This window comes from Lysinibacillus sp. JNUCC-52 (genome assembly GCF_015999545.1).
In the GTDB taxonomy this organism is placed as follows: Bacteria; Bacillota; Bacilli; order Bacillales_A; family Planococcaceae; genus Lysinibacillus.
In genome coordinates this window covers 3,986,637-4,002,442 of the sequence record NZ_CP065546.1, presented here as the reverse complement: position 1 = coordinate 4,002,442, position 15,806 = coordinate 3,986,637, and the positions used below count along the sequence as shown (strand labels likewise).

Below are 15,806 nucleotides of genomic sequence, written 5' to 3'. Positions count from 1 at the left end.
AAAAAATCCGCATTGTACTTAGGTCGATCAGCTTATCACTTCTAAATTAGCTGTCCAACTTAAGTCAATGCGGATTTACCTTTTATTTCGCTTTCACTCGGTTCATTAATTATTTTCTTTACCGCATTTGTACTGCTCTAAAATCTCATTAGCATGTACATGTAAATCGTAAAAAGTCGCGGTCAGCTGCTCGGCAGTAATAGGTTTACTAAATAAATAGCCTTGAATATAATCGCAGTCACCTGCAACAAGGAAAGCCAGTTGAGCCACTTCTTCTATCCCCTCAGCCACAACCTTTAAACGTAAATGCTTTGCCATGGAAAGAATCATAGAAACGAGTGCTTCATCATTAGCATCATGCTGAATATTATGTACAAAAGCGCGATCAATTTTTAAACAATCAATTGGAAATTCTTTTAAATATGACAAGGACGAGTACCCTGTGCCAAAATCATCGACTGCTATTTGAATTCCTAATGCCTTTAACTCATGTAGTAATTGAGTCATTTGATCAATATTCATTGTCATACTTTCGGTTATTTCCAACTGTAGATAGGCTGGTTCCAGCTTACTTCGCTGTAAAATCTCCTTCACCATTTGCACCAAATCTTGCTGGAATAATTGTCCTAGCGATAAATTAACAGCAACCTTCATTTTAGGTAGACCTTGTGCTTCCCATGCCTTTGCTTGCAAGCATGCTGTTTCAAGTATCCATTTACCGAGAGGAATAATTAGCCCTGACTCTTCGGCAATGTCAATAAATTTATCAGGCGGCACAAAACCATGAACTGGATGTCGCCAACGGACAAGCGCCTCCACCGATTCTATTTTCCCTGTTTTCAAATTAATTTGGGGCTGGTAATCCAAATAAAATTCCTGTTGATCGAGTGCTCTATGTAATTCCTGCTCCAGCAATATACGATCTGTCACGCCCGTTGACATATGCTCTTTATAGAAAAGGAAACGTTGTGGTATTTGGCTTGCTTCACGCATTGCCAGCTGTGCATGCATCAATAATTCTTCAGCAGAACAATTTTTTTCATTGAATGCAATACCCATATTAACATTCCCTTTTAATGAGAAAAGCTGAACTTGTAAAGGTTTTTCCATCGTACTTTTAATGTTCAAACAAAACTGTATTAGTTCTTCTTGTGTTTGTACATGGTTAATATAAATAACAAATTGGCTTTCCCGTAACTTCGTTGCAAAATAATGCGGCGGTAGCATTGCTTGAATCCTTTCCGCTACAAGTTTCATCATTTTATTGGAATTGCTAATACCTAAGGAATCACTAATGGTGGCAAGTCGGTCAATTTCAATAGAAATAACCGCCTTTCGTTTACTATCCTTATGCAGCTCCTCTTTCAATGTTTTTAATAAAAGACGCTCATTTGGCAGTTGGGTAATATCATCATGATATGCTTGAAAAGTAAGCTCCTGTTGTGATTGTTCCAGGTCTTGCTTAATTTTTAATAGCTGTAAATATGGTTTCTCAACTGATGTATAGTAAATCGCCTTTAAAAAAACGTAATAAGCTGAAAACTGGTAAAACAGTGCAATAAACATCCAAATAGCATTGTCGTCTTTGCTAAAAATAAACACAACATCGCTCAAAATTAAATATACGGACCCACTAATTAACCACAAAACCTGTTTTCGTGCACTTTTAAAATGCTTGCTTAAAAAATAAATGGAAACCCCTTGTATAGCGCCAGTCAATAATTGTACTGTATGAGGAGTTATTGGCTGATGCTCTTCAAGGAATGGCTGTACCTTATATAAACTAAAAAGCATAAGCATAACAGACAAAATCGCTATTCCATAAGCTACCCTCCGGTGAGCCAATGTTAACTTTTTTCTAGGCTTCGCAATAATAAGTAGAATCCCTATTACTAAAGCCATTCGCATAAAAATTTGTATCCAGACGCCTATTAATATTGTGTCTACACTTTGTGGGACTGATATGACAATATTAGCAATCTCTAGCAAAGCGATAAGAAAGAAAACACTACCTATGTATAATGTATGATTGATTAATAACTGCGAAAATACAAGCCAAGAATGAATGGCAATTGTCATCGTGAATACAACAATTAATATTTTCATAATTAATCTTAAATAACCGAGGATATTTCCTTCTGTAAAAATAGACATAAGCTGATTATTGAATATTAAAAGAGGAATCAATAGAAGCAGTGGTATCGCACTATACCATATCTCCCTTTTATCTAAATGATTACACGCGTTTTCCAATACTAACCCTCCATATCAATATATACACAATCAAAATAGATAGGTAACTCTACCTACATATTATATTTAAACGTATTAAAATTGTATATTTCTTTGACTTCTTACAAATCATAGCATTTTTATTGGACTTTGTATGCAACAAGTGAAGTATGCTAATATTCAATTTATTTTGATATTAGCATACTTTTATTATCTTTTAGTAGTAATTTAGTTTACTCATTAAGGTGACGACGTAGTTTCTTTATTAGTCTAGTACGTCTTTTTTTAATTGCAGCGACTGATACCTGTAGTACTTTAGCTATTTCTTCATACCTATAACCATCTAGGTAATATAGTTGCAGTATCTTTCTTTCATCCTCTGTTAATTGGTCCATTATTTTATCTACTAAAAGACACTCTCCAAGTGGATTGATTTGTTTCTCCCGACAACGTATAAAATTCAACGTGTCATCAGCCATTAATATTTCCTTGTCCTGAAATCTTCTTTCTTTCGTAAGTTCTTTCAAAATTTCACCTTTCACGGTTGTATAAATATAGGCAGAAAATTGCCCTTTCGAAGGATCTGCATTGCTATATGCTTTCCATACAGCAATTGCTGCAATTTGACGATAATACTCAAAGTCTTTGTAAATATGGCACTTTGATAATATGGAGGAAATCATCGGTTGCACCAATTCTAATACTTCTTCAAAAGGCTGTTGTGGTGAAACAATTTGTGTTTGTTTTTCAAATGGCACTGATACTTTCCTAACGACTTGTGCACAGTCCATTATTCCTAGGTGTTTTTAGCTTAACTTGCGGTAAAAAGCTCGTCGAATAACCCTTTTACAAGTATTCTCTACAGATTTGCATAAATATCTGCCTAAATTTAAACGAAATATCGAGAGAATTTTAAAAAATCCTATGTTTTTCATTAATTTTTATACATATTTCTAATGTCAGTGGACAAATTATGACTAAGGAGGCGAAATAGATGAATTTTCAAATAAGAGATGCCATTACGGCAAATGTCCATGGTCAATCAGCAGCAGAATTTAAAGATATAGTCCAAGATGCCATTTCACGTGGCGAGGAGCATTTACTACCTGGCCTAGGTGTATTTTTCGAAAAATGGTGGCAACAATCAACTAATGAAGAACAAGAAGCATTCGTACAAAAGTTAGAAAAAGTATTTGCACACTGATTTTTTGTAAACAGGACATTCCATTTCCACTAATCGCATGATAAATTAGATTTATCAGAAAGTTTGGAGGGATTGGAATGACTGTTGCAGTAGAGCTAATAGTAAATCAACTTAGAGAGGTATTATCGGATGAGCAAGTGTCGACAAACGATACGGTACGAGAGCTACATGGCAAAGATGAATCCCATCATGCAATGAACTTGCCAGATATAGTAGTGTTCCCACGTTCCACAGGAGACGTAAGTGCCATTATGAAAATAGCACATGCAAATCTTATACCTGTCGTACCATTTGGCGTTGGCTCCAGTTTAGAAGGAAATGCTATTCCGATTGCTAACGGTATTTCTATCGATTTTTCTGAAATGAATACAATTTTAGATATTCGCCCAGAAGATTTACTAGTGAAAGTGCAACCAGGTGTAACACGTGCACAATTAAATAAAGAATTAAAAAAACACGGCCTTCAATTTACGGTAGATCCAGGAGCAGATGCGACACTTGGAGGAATGGCAGCAACAAATGCCAGCGGTACTACTGCTGTTCGATATGGTGTTATGCGCGACCAAGTGCGTGATTTAGAAGTGGTACTGGCAGACGGTACTGTTATACATACTGGAAATTTAGCAGCCAAATCATCGTCAGGCTATCACTTAAATGGCTTATTTGTTGGTTCTGAAGGTACACTAGGCTGTTTTACAGAGCTAACATTGCAAGTTTATGGTATTCCGGAATTTGTCACTGCAGGTCGTGCTGTATTTGAAACAGTTGGCGATGCAGTTAGTGCAGTAGCCGCATTATTGCAGGCTGGCATTTCCATTGGTCGTGTCGAGTTAGTCGATGAAGCGTCTATTACACAAGTTAATATTTATAATGAAACTTCTTATGATGAAAAACCGACGCTGTTTTTAGAGTTCCACGGTAATGATGCAGGTATGCAAGCTGATATTGCATTTGCTACAGAAATTTTTGAGGATTTCGGCTGTACGTCTGTCGAGTTTGAGCAAGACAACGCAGCTCGTAATAAGCTATGGGAGGCGCGACATACATTAGCCTATGCATATATTCATGCGTATCCAGGGAAAAAGCTTATGTCAACAGATGTTTGTGTTCCGATTTCAAAATTGGCAGAGACCATTTTGTATGCCCGCGAACAGTTAAACAACGTCGGTTTAGCAGGAGGAATTGTCGGACATGTTGGAGATGGGAATTTCCATGCATTGTTAATGTTGGACCCGACAGATTCAAACGAACGTGCGCAAGCGGACCGTTTCAATGAGCATATTGTGCAATATGCGCTGCTTCGCGGAGGAACTTGTACAGGCGAACACGGTGTAGGTATTGGTAAAATGAAATACCAATCGATGGAGCACGGTGCCTCCCTACTTGTTATGAAAAGCATTAAGACAGCGCTCGATCCACATAACATTATGAATCCAGGGAAAATTTTCAACGTATAGTTGCTCGAATTTCTCCCAATTGAAATCCTTCCCATAAACAATGAAAACACGGTCTCCTCCACTGCAGGGGACCGTGTTTTTACATTTAAGGTGACAGGCACTTATATCACATTTTGTCCTAGTGCGCGAGGAACCATCGTTTCAACGAAATAATCCTCTTCCTCGTAAATTATTTTTTTTAGCTCTATACCGAAAAATTCCTTCATTCGAGACTCAGTCATTACCTCCTGTACATCGCCGTATATAACATCCTTTTCTTTCGCTGTCATTAATACACGATCTGCAAGATAAAAGGCATGGTTTGGATAGTGGGTATTAATGATGCAAGAAATACCTCGCTCTTTAGATAAGCGCTTTATCGTTTGTAATATAACAATTTGCTTTTGAATATCCAAATGTGATTCGGGTTCATCTAATATTAAAACCTCAGGATTAGACACGAGCGTACGAGCAATTAAAGCCAATTGTAGCTCTCCTCCGCTAATTTCATTACATGATTTTTTAGCAAGATGGGTTATTCCAATTGTGTTCAGTGCTGCATGAGCCGCTTCCATATCCTTGGCTGAAGGCTGCGCCAATGTACTAATATATGGCGCACGCCCCATGACAACTAGCTCTTCCACAGTAAAGCCAAATACCATCTTATGCGCCTGAGGTACATAGCCAACTCGCTTCCACAACTCTTTACGGTCCATTGCGCTAAGAGGTTTACCGTCTATCAATGTCTTGCCTTTTTTCCAATCGAGAAGACCTGTAATACACTTTAGCATAGTTGTTTTCCCTGCACCATTCGGTCCAAGAATAGCCATTATTTCACCTGATGCTAATGTAAAATTAATATCTTTTGCATATAAATGAGGCATTTTGGTGCGGCGCTTCTCATAATAGTAATTGCCATCGACCACTTCTATTTTCATCCCCAGCCACCTCCTGAACGACGTAATAAATAAGCAAAAAATGGTGCACCAATAATGGCTGTTAAAATGGACAATGGAATTTCTGTTGCTGTTAGTGAGCGTGCTAAATCATCGATAATTAATAAGTACACACTACCGATTGCAACAGACACAGGTAGAACAAATTGATTGTTATTACCGACAAGCATGCGTGCAACATGTGGAATAATTAAACCAACCCAACCTACGATGCCCGCTACAGCTACAGATGCCGCTGTTATTAGTGTTGCTCCAAAAATTACGAGCCATTTTAAACGTGCGACTGGAATCCCCATGGACTTTGCTTCATCCTCTGGCAATGTTAAAATATTTATTCGCCAACGCAGTAAATAGAGGAGTAGAATACCTATTAAAATTAATGGGCCACCAATATATAGATCTTTATAGGTTGCAGTACCGAGACTCCCCATTAGCCAATAGGTAATGGCTGGTAACTTCTCCTCTGGGTCTGCCACAAATTTGATAAGGGAAATCAAAGCATTAAAAAGGGCAGATGTGACAACACCAGCCAATACGAACATAAAAATAGGCGCATTCTTTTTTGCACCTGCTACTAAAAATGTAAAGCCAATCGCACCTAAACCGAAAAGTAATGCCATTATTTGTGCAGAAAAATTTTGGCCAAATAATAAAATACCTAATGATGCACCAAAACCCGCACCTGCTGAAACACCTAAAATATCTGGCGAAACTAGCGGGTTGCCAAACATACCTTGAAATCCTGCACCTGCTATTGCTAACCCTCCACCAATGAGAAGAGCGAGCAAAATACGAGGTAAACGGACATTCATCACAACTGTTTCTTCCATCTTTGTCCATGTTTGTTCAATTGGGAACAATTGTGATGTTAAAATTTTTATTATATGGTCAAGACCTACTTCAAAACGACCAACACCGAGTGAAACGATTGCTACCAAAAATGGTAGCAACCATAACAATGCAATAATCCACTTCTTCATCTAACTATCAATCCTTAATATTTCGCCGCGTCAGAAGAAGGGTTTAATATATCATGGATTTCCTCATCTGTTACGTCAAATTCATAGAAGTCTTTGTAATACGTTTTAATTTCATCTTCAATCTTATACGTAAATAACGCTGGATGATTTTTTTGAGCCATCCATTTTAGCATTAGCGGTGCATCGCCACTTGGTGGGAACCAGCGATATATACCTAATGGAATTTTATAAACCTTTCCATCTTGCACTGCTTTTACCTGACTCCAGTCCTGTCCATCCACTTTATTTTCAAGTAAATCTTCGGGCTGTGTTTCCGTAAAGTTTGTAATGTAAATAATATCAGGATTCCAAGAGTAAATTTGTTCCATATTTACTTCTTTTCTTCCTTGTACATCCTTTTCAGCAACATCTATTGCACCCGTTGCGTTTAGCCATTGATTGCCGAAGAAGTTGCTACCACCTACCGTAATGGACTTATCATTATGCATAAATAATATTAATGCACGTGGCTTGTCCTCTTTTGCTATATCTTTTAATTTGGCATCAAGTTCAGACTGCACCTTTTTGCCCTCTTGTAAAAAACGGTCCGCACGATCAGTTGTTCCAGTTATTTTACTTGTTAATGTTAGCCAGCTATTGAATGTTGCTAATGGTTCAGCGGCTGCGGCATCAATTGCTTTTACCGCAACAACAGGAATACCCGCTTCTGTTACTTTGTTAATTGAATCTTCATTTGTTGAAATTTCTACATACAGTTGGGGATCAATCTTTAGTAATTCCTCAACATTCACCTCACCATTTTGAATATAAGACGTTTCTGCATTTAACACATCTGGTGAAATTTTTGATAGAATAGAGTTTTTCGCAGCATTATATGAATTGGGGTGCATACCCACTATCTCTTTTGTAGAGTTTGTCGCTACATACCATGTAGAAAAATAAGGCAATATGCCTCCTGTTACAACCCGTTCAATTTTTCCAGGTATTGTCACTTCTCTACCTAGTTGGTCTGTCACAACTTTTTCTTCAGCCGTTGTTTGCACATCAGAAGTTTCAGACGGTTGTTCTGTTACTGCCCCCTCATCTTTATCGCCACACGCTGCTAGCATTGCCGCTAATGCTAATGTTGCTAGAAATCCGTATTTTTTCATTGTCCTTCTTCCTCTCTGAGCCATTTTGCTATCCCGTGTAAAAACGGTTTTGATTGATCAATAAAACCTAGTCCTATATGAAACATAGGGTCAAGTGTTGTTAAGACTAATTCTCCGTTAAAGCTTACATTGTCGACATAAAATAGTGAGCGACCATTAGGTATATCAAGTAAAGACTGAGCACCTTCTGGCGGTAAAAACGAGCCATGATAATGCCATTTTAAATCACGGAGTGTTACGTATTTAAACAATGGGTGTGTCATATTTTGCTCAGTCATTGGCAAGTCTCCACCATCTCGCACCCACCAGCTAAAATTCACCTCAGAATCTTGCCAATCAATCGTAGGAAACCAATTATCCAAAATCTCACCAAAAATAATGAGCCGCTTACCTGATTCAATGAACGCTAAAAGCTGTGATTGATAACGTTTTAAATGAGGAATATCTAAACGGCAAGATAAAATTAACGTATCGTAATTTGCTAAATCATACCGATGCAGCTCTCGAATATGTAAAATATCATCATATAAATAATGAAATTCCTCCTCTGCAAAAAAGCGATTTTGAAATGGTAGTCCATTTGTGACAATCCCAATCATTGTATTTGAGCTCCTTTCGCTTGATTGCGTACATATTCTGCACGGATGCATGCAAGCATTTGCACACTTAATTGACGAGAGGTATTATCTTCGTCAATGAACACACGATATATATCTGTTCCTGCACCCGCAAAGATTGTTCCATTTGTTGAATCATGATCTACATAAATAAGGACTGCTCCACTTTGGTCAGTCACAAGAATCTCTGCATGCAATGGAACTTTTTCAAAATATCCGCGTGAGAAAAAGCCCCTAACACCTTTGCGATAGTTAATGTCATATGCATCAATTCCCGCAAATAATGGATGGGCAGAATCTTTTATAACGATTTCACGATCCTTCAATGGAATTGGCGACCGTTTCCAGTTAGGCACACCTACTAACCAAGGTAATGATGTCTCAGTTAGCGAAAAAATTACGCCACCCTGTTTTAAATACTGCTCCAGCATAGCTTTATGCTCTAACAAAAACTGCTCCTCTACTAGATTCGTAATAATGAGACCCGCATAAGCACGTAAATCTGCATACGGCAAATCGTATAAATATAAAAATGTAAGTCCGCGCCTACGATCCTCATCTGACAACCTAGCAAATTGAATATCAATACCGATATACGCAATTGGTTTCACGGCATTCCCTACTTTCTTTTGAAAATATATTGAAAATGATTATCATTTGCAATAGAATATATATAACAGTATATTGATAATGATTCTCAATGTCAATTTGCTTTTTATAGAATTCTAATATTCGCAACATATTTTTGGTCAAACAATATTTACATAGCATTTTAAATGTTTTTTTAATATTATTTATTACCAAAAAATGATTGGGTATTTAATTATTTTACTAGGAGGATATGTTTATGAGCATTCCATATACGATGCTAAAACTAGACCCAGGACATGCTTTTGGTGTTAACGGTCGCATGCAGAGAGATACAGGTAACGAAGCAAAAATCATAGATCAATATGATTTTCCACAAGTTAATTTGGACGATGTAGATGTTCTTTTTATTCCCAATTTTATAGACCAAGAATGGCTATATTTACAACGTGAAAAAATTGCAGCATTTTTAGCAAACAAAAAAATCGTTGTATACTGCGGGCATTTATTCCGAGAATGGTTGCCAGGTTGTGGCCCATTTATGCCCCAACACATTCAAAATTTCAAAGATTATGAAGTTTTTCCAACAGAGCAATCTGTTATTTTCGATGGAGTTTTAACTGAAGATATGACATTTAAAAAAGGGGTTGCAGGCTTTTTTGCTCGCGGCTATCATCATGCACCAGCAAATGCTGAAATTTTATTAACGTTTGCAAATGGTAAGCCCGTTACATACATTGACCGCTGTTCTACAAATGGGACAATTTTAGTTCACGCAGGACGTGAACTGCTTGGCTATGCAGGTGAAAACAAATCAACAGATCGCATTCGCCCACAATTTCTTGCCTGGCTTGAATCTGAGGTACAAGCTTTAAAGGAGGACAATCATCAATGAGAAAAATTGGGGTTATCTATAGTGGGCATGAATCCCATTATCGCACTTTCCACGAGCCAAAATTTAATCAATTTATTACGAAGTTAATTTACCATCCAGATTTTTTAGAAACCGATATAAATGAGCTCGATGTGCTCATCGTCCCGTCCCAATTAAACTATAAGCTATTGCTAGCAAGCGTTGAAAAAATTCACGCATTTGCAGAAAATGGTGGCATTGTCGTTGCATTCGGACCACAGCCTTGGAATTGGATTCCTGCGCAACATTGGGAAGAACGTCTAACAAACTTCTGGTGGTGGCTTGATAAAGATGCTTCTAGTGGTTTAATACTGCAAAATCCAGCGCATCCTCTATTCAATGGCTATCTCACACTCGTTGATTGTACTTGGCATCAACACGGCGTTTTTTGGCCACCTGCACATGCTGATATTTTAATTTCTACGGAAGATGGTGGTGCTGTACTCTATATAGATGCGCATTCCACTGCTGGAAAATGGATTGTTACAACACTTGACCCTGATTTCCACTTTGGTTCCTATTTCATGCCTGCAACCGAACGATTTTTTGAAGGTTTTTTCCCTTACCTTGCATATGGAACGATTTGAAATCATTCTTGAACAACAAACCCGCTGATAGCTTGCAAATCAGCGGGTTTTCTTTACAAATCAATAGAAATTAACAAAAAAAGTAACCCAGCGTCTCCCAGGTTACTTTCACTATGTAGCGATGAAGTCATCCATCTTGACAACGTACATCGCGCGTAGCATACATCCCTCTGTCTGTATGCTACTAGTATGTTGTTGGCACTAACACCCTCTGTTACTAGTGCAAACTTTGTATATAGGAACTCTCAATTAGAGAGTCAACTATCCTATCCCTTTACTTAAGCCATAATGGAAGCTAAAACCGCTTTTTGAGCATGAAGTCTATTTTCCGCCTGCTCAAAAATATACGAATTTGGACCATCGATAACAGATGTTGCTACTTCTTCTTCGCGATGAGCTGGTAAGCAATGAAGGAACATGTAGTTTGGCTTTGCATGTGCCACAAGCTCATCATTGATTTGATACTCGGCAAAATCTTGTAAGCGTTTTGCTGCTTCCTCTTCTTGGCCCATTGATGTCCAAACATCTGCATACACTACATCTGCATTTTGAACTGCTGCTACAGGATCATGTGTAATTGTGATTGTACTCCCATTTGCCATTGCGATAGCTTGTGCTTTTGCGATAACCTCTGCATCACATTCATAGCCAACAGGCGTTGCTACTGCGACGTTCATACCGACGTGTGCAGAAGCGACTACTAAGGAGTGCGCCACGTTGTTGCCATCACCAACATATGCAATTTTAAGACCTTGTAATTCACCTTTATTTTCAGCGATTGTTTCTAAATCAGCTAACGCCTGACAAGGATGATATATATCCGTTAAGCCATTAATTACAGGAATCGTTGCATGCTCAGCAAGCTCTTTAACCATCGCATGCGAGTTTGCACGAATCATAATGCCATCTAAATAGCCAGATAACACATGTGCAGTATCATAAATGGATTCACCGCGACCGATTTGTAAATCACGTGCATGCATAAACATACCTTTACCGCCCAATTGTTCCATTCCCACTTCAAATGAAATACGAGTACGCGTTGAATGTTTTTCAAAAATCATACCAAGTGTTTTTCCTTCAAGTAACTTCGGACATTTACCTTCTTTTGTAATCATTTTCAGTTGCGTCGAAAGTGCAACTAACTGCTGTACTTCTTCACTTGTATAGTCTAGCAAAGTTAGTAAGTCTTTCCCTTTTAAGCTTGATACTAACTTTAACTGTACTTCTTCTAATAATTTCATAGCCTTCTCTCCTTGCTTTTGTAACTGTTGAGTTTAGTATACACATGCATAATTATAAAATCAACTGAATTTTTATGTTTATTTTCAAAAGTAAGAATTCATATGTTGTTTGTGACAAAAATTCGTCTATTTGAATATTTATGCATTAATAACTAAGTAATATCATATTGACTACTAAAGATAACTTGCATACTTATGTAAAACACTACAAAAAAAAGCTTACCCACAGGCAAGCTCTTTTTTTATAAATATGCTATCTTACATAGCATATTTCATTTACATTTATGAATCTTTCGGAGTGTCTTCACTTCGGTATTCTAAAATATCGCCTGGCTGACATTCTAATGCCTTACAAATCGACTCTAATGTAGATAAGCGAATTGCTTTCGCTTTGCCATTTTTTAAGATAGAAAGATTAGCCATTGTTATGCCAACCCTTTCCGAAAGTTCCGTTACGCTCATTTTCCGTTTGGCTAACATCACATCGATGTTAATAATTATTGTCATATCCTCAACCTCACACTATTAACTCATTTTCAGTTATTATATCTACGACTTCTTTAACAAGATGTTGGAGAACACCAGCAAAGGTTGCAATGACACTTGAAGCAAAAGTAAAATATAACCCTAATGCTATAATACCAGCTCTGTCCCCATCCAGAAATACCGCAACAAAAAGGATTCCACCTATAATAAATGCACTGATGATGGTAGCACAGAACTTCATAACCTTTAATGCCCCTACTGATCCTTCCGAAAAAGTCTTGTTTTTATCAATGTAAATTAAAAGCTTAAATGCTTGATACAACGCAATAAAAAAAGGAGAGTTAAACCATAAGCCGCTAGTAAAAAAGGGAATTGTAAATAAGCAGATGCTGGATTCATTTTCGCATCACTTTTAGCTATCTCAGGTACACAAAACACATGTTAATGTTGCGATGCTTATAAGAAGAATAACTCCTTTTAAAAATATCGTTGCACCTCGTTTCATAAAACACCTCTCCACTGTCAATCTCCTTAAACTACAAGGTCGTTCTCTGATTTGATTTCAACTGCTTCTTGTAAAAGTCTTTGAAGAACTGCCGCAAATACGGCAATGACCATCGATACAAAAGGTACAAGCATTCCAACGAATATCACTCCTGGTGCATCGTCCATCTCTGCAAAAAGGTAGAAGAGTGGCAAAGCTAACACATGTAAAATACTAATTATAATGGCACAGTATTTTATTTTCTTTAATGATTTAACGGATAACTCCGAAAATGCTTTGTTTAGATCGATGTAACGTAAAAGTTGAAATGCCTGATATAAAGCAAAGTAAAATGGAATTGAAGAAGCATAAAAAATAATCGAAACGATATATTTTAAAGATGGATACGATGGAACCAGCTCTACTGCTACCTTTCCTAATTCAGGCACAAGAAAAATACATAATGCTAAAACGGGAATGGCCATAAGAATCACCGCAATTTTTAAAAACAAAGTTGTAGCTATTTTCATAAAAACACCTCATTGGTTTATTTTCAACTTGATTGTAAACGATATTTTATCGTTTTACAATAAAAAAACATTGAATTTCACCAAAATATTATTGTTAATTTAAATTCCTTTGCATTTTTCACCACTATCAATACTAATCATTATAAAAAAAATACCTTCTAACAAATTGTTAGAAGGTATTTTTTATTTACTGTTACATTTAATCAAATGTAATTTTGTTTACTGCATCACGGTCTAATTTTTTAATGACTTCAACCATTAACTTCACAGCGTTATCGTAGTCATCACGGTGTAAAATACCTGCGTGTGAGTGGATATAGCGTGTAGCAATACCGATTGATAAAGCAGGTACACCATTTGCCGTTACATGGATTGAGCCAGCGTCTGTACCGCCACCAGCCATTGCTTCAAATTGATATGGGATATTGTTTTCATCCGCCACATCTAAAACAAATTCACGTAAACCACGGTGTGATACCATTGAAGCATCATATACAACGATTTGTGGACCTGCACCCATTTTACTAGTTGACTCTTTCGGTGTTACCCCTGGAGTATCTCCAGCCACACCTACATCAACTGCAAAACCGATATCTGGTTGAATTTTATGTGTTGCTGTTTTCGCACCACGAAGACCTACTTCTTCTTGTACGTTCCCAACAGAATATAGGATATTCGGATGTTTTTCATCTTTTAATGCCTTCATGACATCAATTGCAATTGCACAACCAATTCGGTTATCCCATGCTTTTGCTAATAAGTATTTGTCATTTTTCATTACATTGAACTCGAAATAAGGTGTTACCATGTCACCAGGACATACTCCCCACTCAAGTACTTCTTCTTTTGAAGCAGCACCAACATCGATAAACATGTCTTTAATGTCTACCACTTTGTTACGCACATCTGCTGGTAAAATGTGAGGTGGTTTAGAACCAATTACCCCAATAATTTCTTCACCTTTACGAGTTGTAATTGTTACACGCTGTGCAAGCATTACTTGGCTCCACCAGCCACCAACTGTTTGGAATTTGATGAATCCTTTTTCATCGATTTGTGTTACCATAAAGCCTACTTCGTCTAAATGGCCAGCAACCATAATTTTAGGGCCGTTTTCATCGCCCACTTTTTTAGCAATAACGCTACCTAAATGATCTGTTTCTACAGTATCTGCGTATGGTGCGATGTATTTTTTCATGACCTCACGTGGAGCACGCTCATTACCTGCAATCCCATTCGCGTCTGTTAAATCTTTAAACATTTGCAAAGTTGAATCTAGTTGTGTCATCCTTTTGCCTCCTACATTTTGTATCTCATCTATTATACTTCGTTTACCGAAATATTCCTAGTGAATTTGTCTGAAAATTGGTGTTTTTTTTACTCTTTAGTCTAGTAAATTAATAGCCATTACGTTGGCGATTATAATTTTCTTCATTTTTTTCAATGTATGCTGACACAACATCCTCAAATGTAAAACCAAGGTTATACGCAAGTAACCCATAGCATTGCCAAATCGCTAAATATCTATCCTCTGTTGGATGACTAATAAACGTTAATATATAGTCCTGTGTCATTAAAAATGTTTCTGTTAAATCGCGTTTTTCCTCAACAACAGGCCATTTTTCAATAGACGTGTACCCTTTTAATAAACCTAGAGATAAAATAAAATGAATCGAATCCACATACTCCTCTAAAATCACAGTACGCTCTGACGGCCCTTTCGTACTCCAAAATTTAAAACAACGCGTCTCATTAGCAAGTTCCGCTAGTTCTACCATTAAGGCGAGGCCTTTTTCTTTAAAAACATCTCGTTCTATTTTTTGTGTAGTTTCAATAAATGCATCTAGTTCTTTTTGCATCGTAAATAATTGTTGTAAATTCATTTTTTTCTCCTAAATTTCTAAAAAATATTTTTTAAAAAGTGAAACTAAATGTCTCCCCTAATCGTATAGGTAGGAATAACCTTTCTTCAAGGGGGAATTTTAAAAATGTTACCGTTACTTATTCGACTTGCTGTGATAGCGCTTATAATCTATGTATTCTATAAAGCGATTCGATATATAACCGATCCTAAACGAAAACTCGATGAAGCCTATGAAAAAGGCCAATATTACTTTTATGATGACGTAAAAAATGTTCGAAAGAATTTCTTTATTTCTTTTAAAGGTGCGCTTTTTGAAGGTGAAAAATACTTAGGTACAACAGAAGATGCATTTGAGGTTGTTACTATTTTTGTTGGCGCTCGCGATGCCGCAACTTTACAAGGGTTTACAAGGAGTGACTTCGAATATCTCCAGCAAGAAATTTTATTTAACTACCCTAACGCGAAAATCAACTGGAAGCAACCCATTGAACAGCTTATGCGTAACACATCCTCCACATGAAGGATGTGTTTTTT

General features: G+C 37.1%; 18 protein-coding genes. 5 read left to right on the top strand and 13 right to left on the bottom strand.

Annotated features, from left to right (window positions below; genetic code table 11):
- Positions 1–105: 105 nt before the first annotated feature.
- Positions 106–2,253: a bifunctional diguanylate cyclase/phosphodiesterase gene (locus JNUCC52_RS19780; RefSeq protein WP_337980622.1), complete on the bottom strand. Its 2,148-nt coding sequence runs from the start codon at positions 2,251–2,253 to the stop codon at positions 106–108.
- Positions 2,254–2,465: 212 nt separating this feature from the next.
- Positions 2,466–3,023, bottom strand: a complete 558-nt coding sequence (locus tag JNUCC52_RS19775; RefSeq protein WP_337980621.1) for a sigma-70 family RNA polymerase sigma factor — start codon at positions 3,021–3,023, stop codon at positions 2,466–2,468.
- A 203-nt stretch (positions 3,024–3,226) separates the two neighbouring features.
- Between JNUCC52_RS19775 and sspI the strand changes: the two genes are divergently transcribed.
- Positions 3,227–3,436 carry a small acid-soluble spore protein SspI gene (gene sspI, locus JNUCC52_RS19770; RefSeq protein WP_172772367.1) on the top strand — a complete coding sequence of 70 codons (210 nt, stop codon included), beginning with the start codon at positions 3,227–3,229 and terminating at the stop codon, positions 3,434–3,436.
- Positions 3,437–3,513: 77 nt separating this feature from the next.
- Complete coding sequence (locus JNUCC52_RS19765) at positions 3,514–4,893, top strand: FAD-binding oxidoreductase (RefSeq protein ID WP_172772368.1); 1,380 nt, start codon at positions 3,514–3,516, stop codon at positions 4,891–4,893.
- 101 nt (positions 4,894–4,994) lie between these two features.
- Here the strand turns inward: JNUCC52_RS19765 and JNUCC52_RS19760 are convergent, their stop codons facing one another.
- Genes JNUCC52_RS19760 through JNUCC52_RS19740 form a run of 5 tightly spaced genes read right to left on the bottom strand, consistent with a single transcriptional unit; the run spans position 4,995 to position 9,187 of the window.
- Entirely contained in the window at positions 4,995–5,810 is an 816-nt protein-coding gene (locus JNUCC52_RS19760) for an ABC transporter ATP-binding protein (protein WP_337980620.1), read from the bottom strand.
- Complete coding sequence (locus JNUCC52_RS19755; RefSeq protein ID WP_172772370.1) at positions 5,807–6,808, bottom strand: FecCD family ABC transporter permease; 1,002 nt, start codon at positions 6,806–6,808, stop codon at positions 5,807–5,809. Before JNUCC52_RS19755 ends, JNUCC52_RS19760 begins: the two co-directional genes overlap by 4 nt.
- A 14-nt stretch (positions 6,809–6,822) precedes the next feature.
- Positions 6,823–7,959: an ABC transporter substrate-binding protein gene (locus JNUCC52_RS19750; RefSeq protein WP_337980619.1), complete on the bottom strand. Its 1,137-nt coding sequence runs from the start codon at positions 7,957–7,959 to the stop codon at positions 6,823–6,825.
- The gene (locus JNUCC52_RS19745) at positions 7,956–8,558 is read right to left on the bottom strand and encodes a hypothetical protein (protein WP_337980618.1); all 603 of its coding nucleotides are present in this window, start codon (positions 8,556–8,558) and stop codon (positions 7,956–7,958) included. The genes JNUCC52_RS19750 and JNUCC52_RS19745 overlap by 4 nt, the downstream gene beginning before the upstream one ends.
- Complete coding sequence (locus JNUCC52_RS19740; RefSeq protein WP_337980617.1) at positions 8,555–9,187, bottom strand: hypothetical protein; 633 nt, start codon at positions 9,185–9,187, stop codon at positions 8,555–8,557. The genes JNUCC52_RS19745 and JNUCC52_RS19740 overlap by 4 nt, the downstream gene beginning before the upstream one ends.
- Before the next feature lie 236 nt (positions 9,188–9,423).
- On the opposite strand from JNUCC52_RS19740, the gene JNUCC52_RS19735 reads away from it, so the two are divergent.
- Positions 9,424–10,059: a hypothetical protein gene (locus JNUCC52_RS19735; protein ID WP_337980616.1), complete on the top strand. Its 636-nt coding sequence runs from the start codon at positions 9,424–9,426 to the stop codon at positions 10,057–10,059.
- Positions 10,056–10,664, top strand: coding sequence for a hypothetical protein (locus tag JNUCC52_RS19730; RefSeq protein ID WP_337980615.1), 609 nt, complete (start codon positions 10,056–10,058; stop codon positions 10,662–10,664). The genes JNUCC52_RS19735 and JNUCC52_RS19730 overlap by 4 nt, the downstream gene beginning before the upstream one ends.
- A 278-nt stretch (positions 10,665–10,942) precedes the next feature.
- Here the strand turns inward: JNUCC52_RS19730 and argF are convergent, their stop codons facing one another.
- The 6 genes from argF to JNUCC52_RS19700 all read right to left on the bottom strand — a co-directional run bounded on the left by argF (position 10,943) and on the right by JNUCC52_RS19700 (position 15,291).
- Entirely contained in the window at positions 10,943–11,908 is a 966-nt protein-coding gene (gene argF / locus JNUCC52_RS19725; protein WP_337980614.1) for an ornithine carbamoyltransferase, read from the bottom strand.
- Between the two features lie 282 nt (positions 11,909–12,190).
- A complete protein-coding gene (locus tag JNUCC52_RS19720) occupies positions 12,191–12,415 on the bottom strand; it encodes a helix-turn-helix domain-containing protein (protein WP_172772376.1) in 225 nt (74 codons plus the stop codon).
- 10 nt (positions 12,416–12,425) lie between these two features.
- Positions 12,426–12,716 (bottom strand): DUF2975 domain-containing protein, encoded by a 291-nt coding sequence (locus JNUCC52_RS19715; RefSeq protein WP_337980613.1) that lies wholly within the window; start codon positions 12,714–12,716, stop codon positions 12,426–12,428.
- A 209-nt stretch (positions 12,717–12,925) separates the two neighbouring features.
- Positions 12,926–13,408 carry a DUF2975 domain-containing protein gene (locus JNUCC52_RS19710; protein ID WP_337980612.1) on the bottom strand — a complete coding sequence of 161 codons (483 nt, stop codon included), beginning with the start codon at positions 13,406–13,408 and terminating at the stop codon, positions 12,926–12,928.
- 199 nt (positions 13,409–13,607) lie between these two features.
- The gene (locus tag JNUCC52_RS19705; RefSeq protein ID WP_172772386.1) at positions 13,608–14,696 is read right to left on the bottom strand and encodes a M42 family metallopeptidase; all 1,089 of its coding nucleotides are present in this window, start codon (positions 14,694–14,696) and stop codon (positions 13,608–13,610) included.
- A gap of 109 nt (positions 14,697–14,805) precedes the next feature.
- A complete protein-coding gene (locus JNUCC52_RS19700) occupies positions 14,806–15,291 on the bottom strand; it encodes a dUTP diphosphatase (protein WP_172772387.1) in 486 nt (161 codons plus the stop codon).
- 105 nt (positions 15,292–15,396) lie between these two features.
- On the opposite strand from JNUCC52_RS19700, the gene JNUCC52_RS19695 reads away from it, so the two are divergent.
- Positions 15,397–15,792 (top strand): sigma-w pathway protein ysdB, encoded by a 396-nt coding sequence (locus JNUCC52_RS19695; protein WP_172772388.1) that lies wholly within the window; start codon positions 15,397–15,399, stop codon positions 15,790–15,792.
- Positions 15,793–15,806: the final 14 nt, after the last annotated feature.

What these genes read in the sequence shown, in the direction of transcription:
- JNUCC52_RS19760 (WP_337980620.1), bottom strand. Translation starts at nt 5,810, where the DNA reads ATGAAAATAGAAGTGGTCGATGGCAATTACTATTATGAGAAGCGCCGC.
- JNUCC52_RS19735 (WP_337980616.1), top strand. Translation starts at nt 9,424, where the DNA reads ATGAGCATTCCATATACGATGCTAAAACTAGACCCAGGACATGCTTTT.
- JNUCC52_RS19745 (WP_337980618.1), bottom strand. Translation starts at nt 8,558, where the DNA reads ATGATTGGGATTGTCACAAATGGACTACCATTTCAAAATCGCTTTTTT.
- sspI (WP_172772367.1), top strand. Translation starts at nt 3,227, where the DNA reads ATGAATTTTCAAATAAGAGATGCCATTACGGCAAATGTCCATGGTCAA.
- JNUCC52_RS19695 (WP_172772388.1), top strand. Translation starts at nt 15,397, where the DNA reads ATGTTACCGTTACTTATTCGACTTGCTGTGATAGCGCTTATAATCTAT.
- JNUCC52_RS19700 (WP_172772387.1), bottom strand. Translation starts at nt 15,291, where the DNA reads ATGAATTTACAACAATTATTTACGATGCAAAAAGAACTAGATGCATTT.
- JNUCC52_RS19710 (WP_337980612.1), bottom strand. Translation starts at nt 13,408, where the DNA reads ATGAAAATAGCTACAACTTTGTTTTTAAAAATTGCGGTGATTCTTATG.
- argF (WP_337980614.1), bottom strand. Translation starts at nt 11,908, where the DNA reads ATGAAATTATTAGAAGAAGTACAGTTAAAGTTAGTATCAAGCTTAAAA.
- JNUCC52_RS19705 (WP_172772386.1), bottom strand. Translation starts at nt 14,696, where the DNA reads ATGACACAACTAGATTCAACTTTGCAAATGTTTAAAGATTTAACAGAC.
- JNUCC52_RS19730 (WP_337980615.1), top strand. Translation starts at nt 10,056, where the DNA reads ATGAGAAAAATTGGGGTTATCTATAGTGGGCATGAATCCCATTATCGC.
- JNUCC52_RS19775 (WP_337980621.1), bottom strand. Translation starts at nt 3,023, where the DNA reads ATGGACTGTGCACAAGTCGTTAGGAAAGTATCAGTGCCATTTGAAAAA.
- JNUCC52_RS19720 (WP_172772376.1), bottom strand. Translation starts at nt 12,415, where the DNA reads ATGACAATAATTATTAACATCGATGTGATGTTAGCCAAACGGAAAATG.
- JNUCC52_RS19750 (WP_337980619.1), bottom strand. Translation starts at nt 7,959, where the DNA reads ATGAAAAAATACGGATTTCTAGCAACATTAGCATTAGCGGCAATGCTA.
- JNUCC52_RS19765 (WP_172772368.1), top strand. Translation starts at nt 3,514, where the DNA reads ATGACTGTTGCAGTAGAGCTAATAGTAAATCAACTTAGAGAGGTATTA.
- JNUCC52_RS19755 (WP_172772370.1), bottom strand. Translation starts at nt 6,808, where the DNA reads ATGAAGAAGTGGATTATTGCATTGTTATGGTTGCTACCATTTTTGGTA.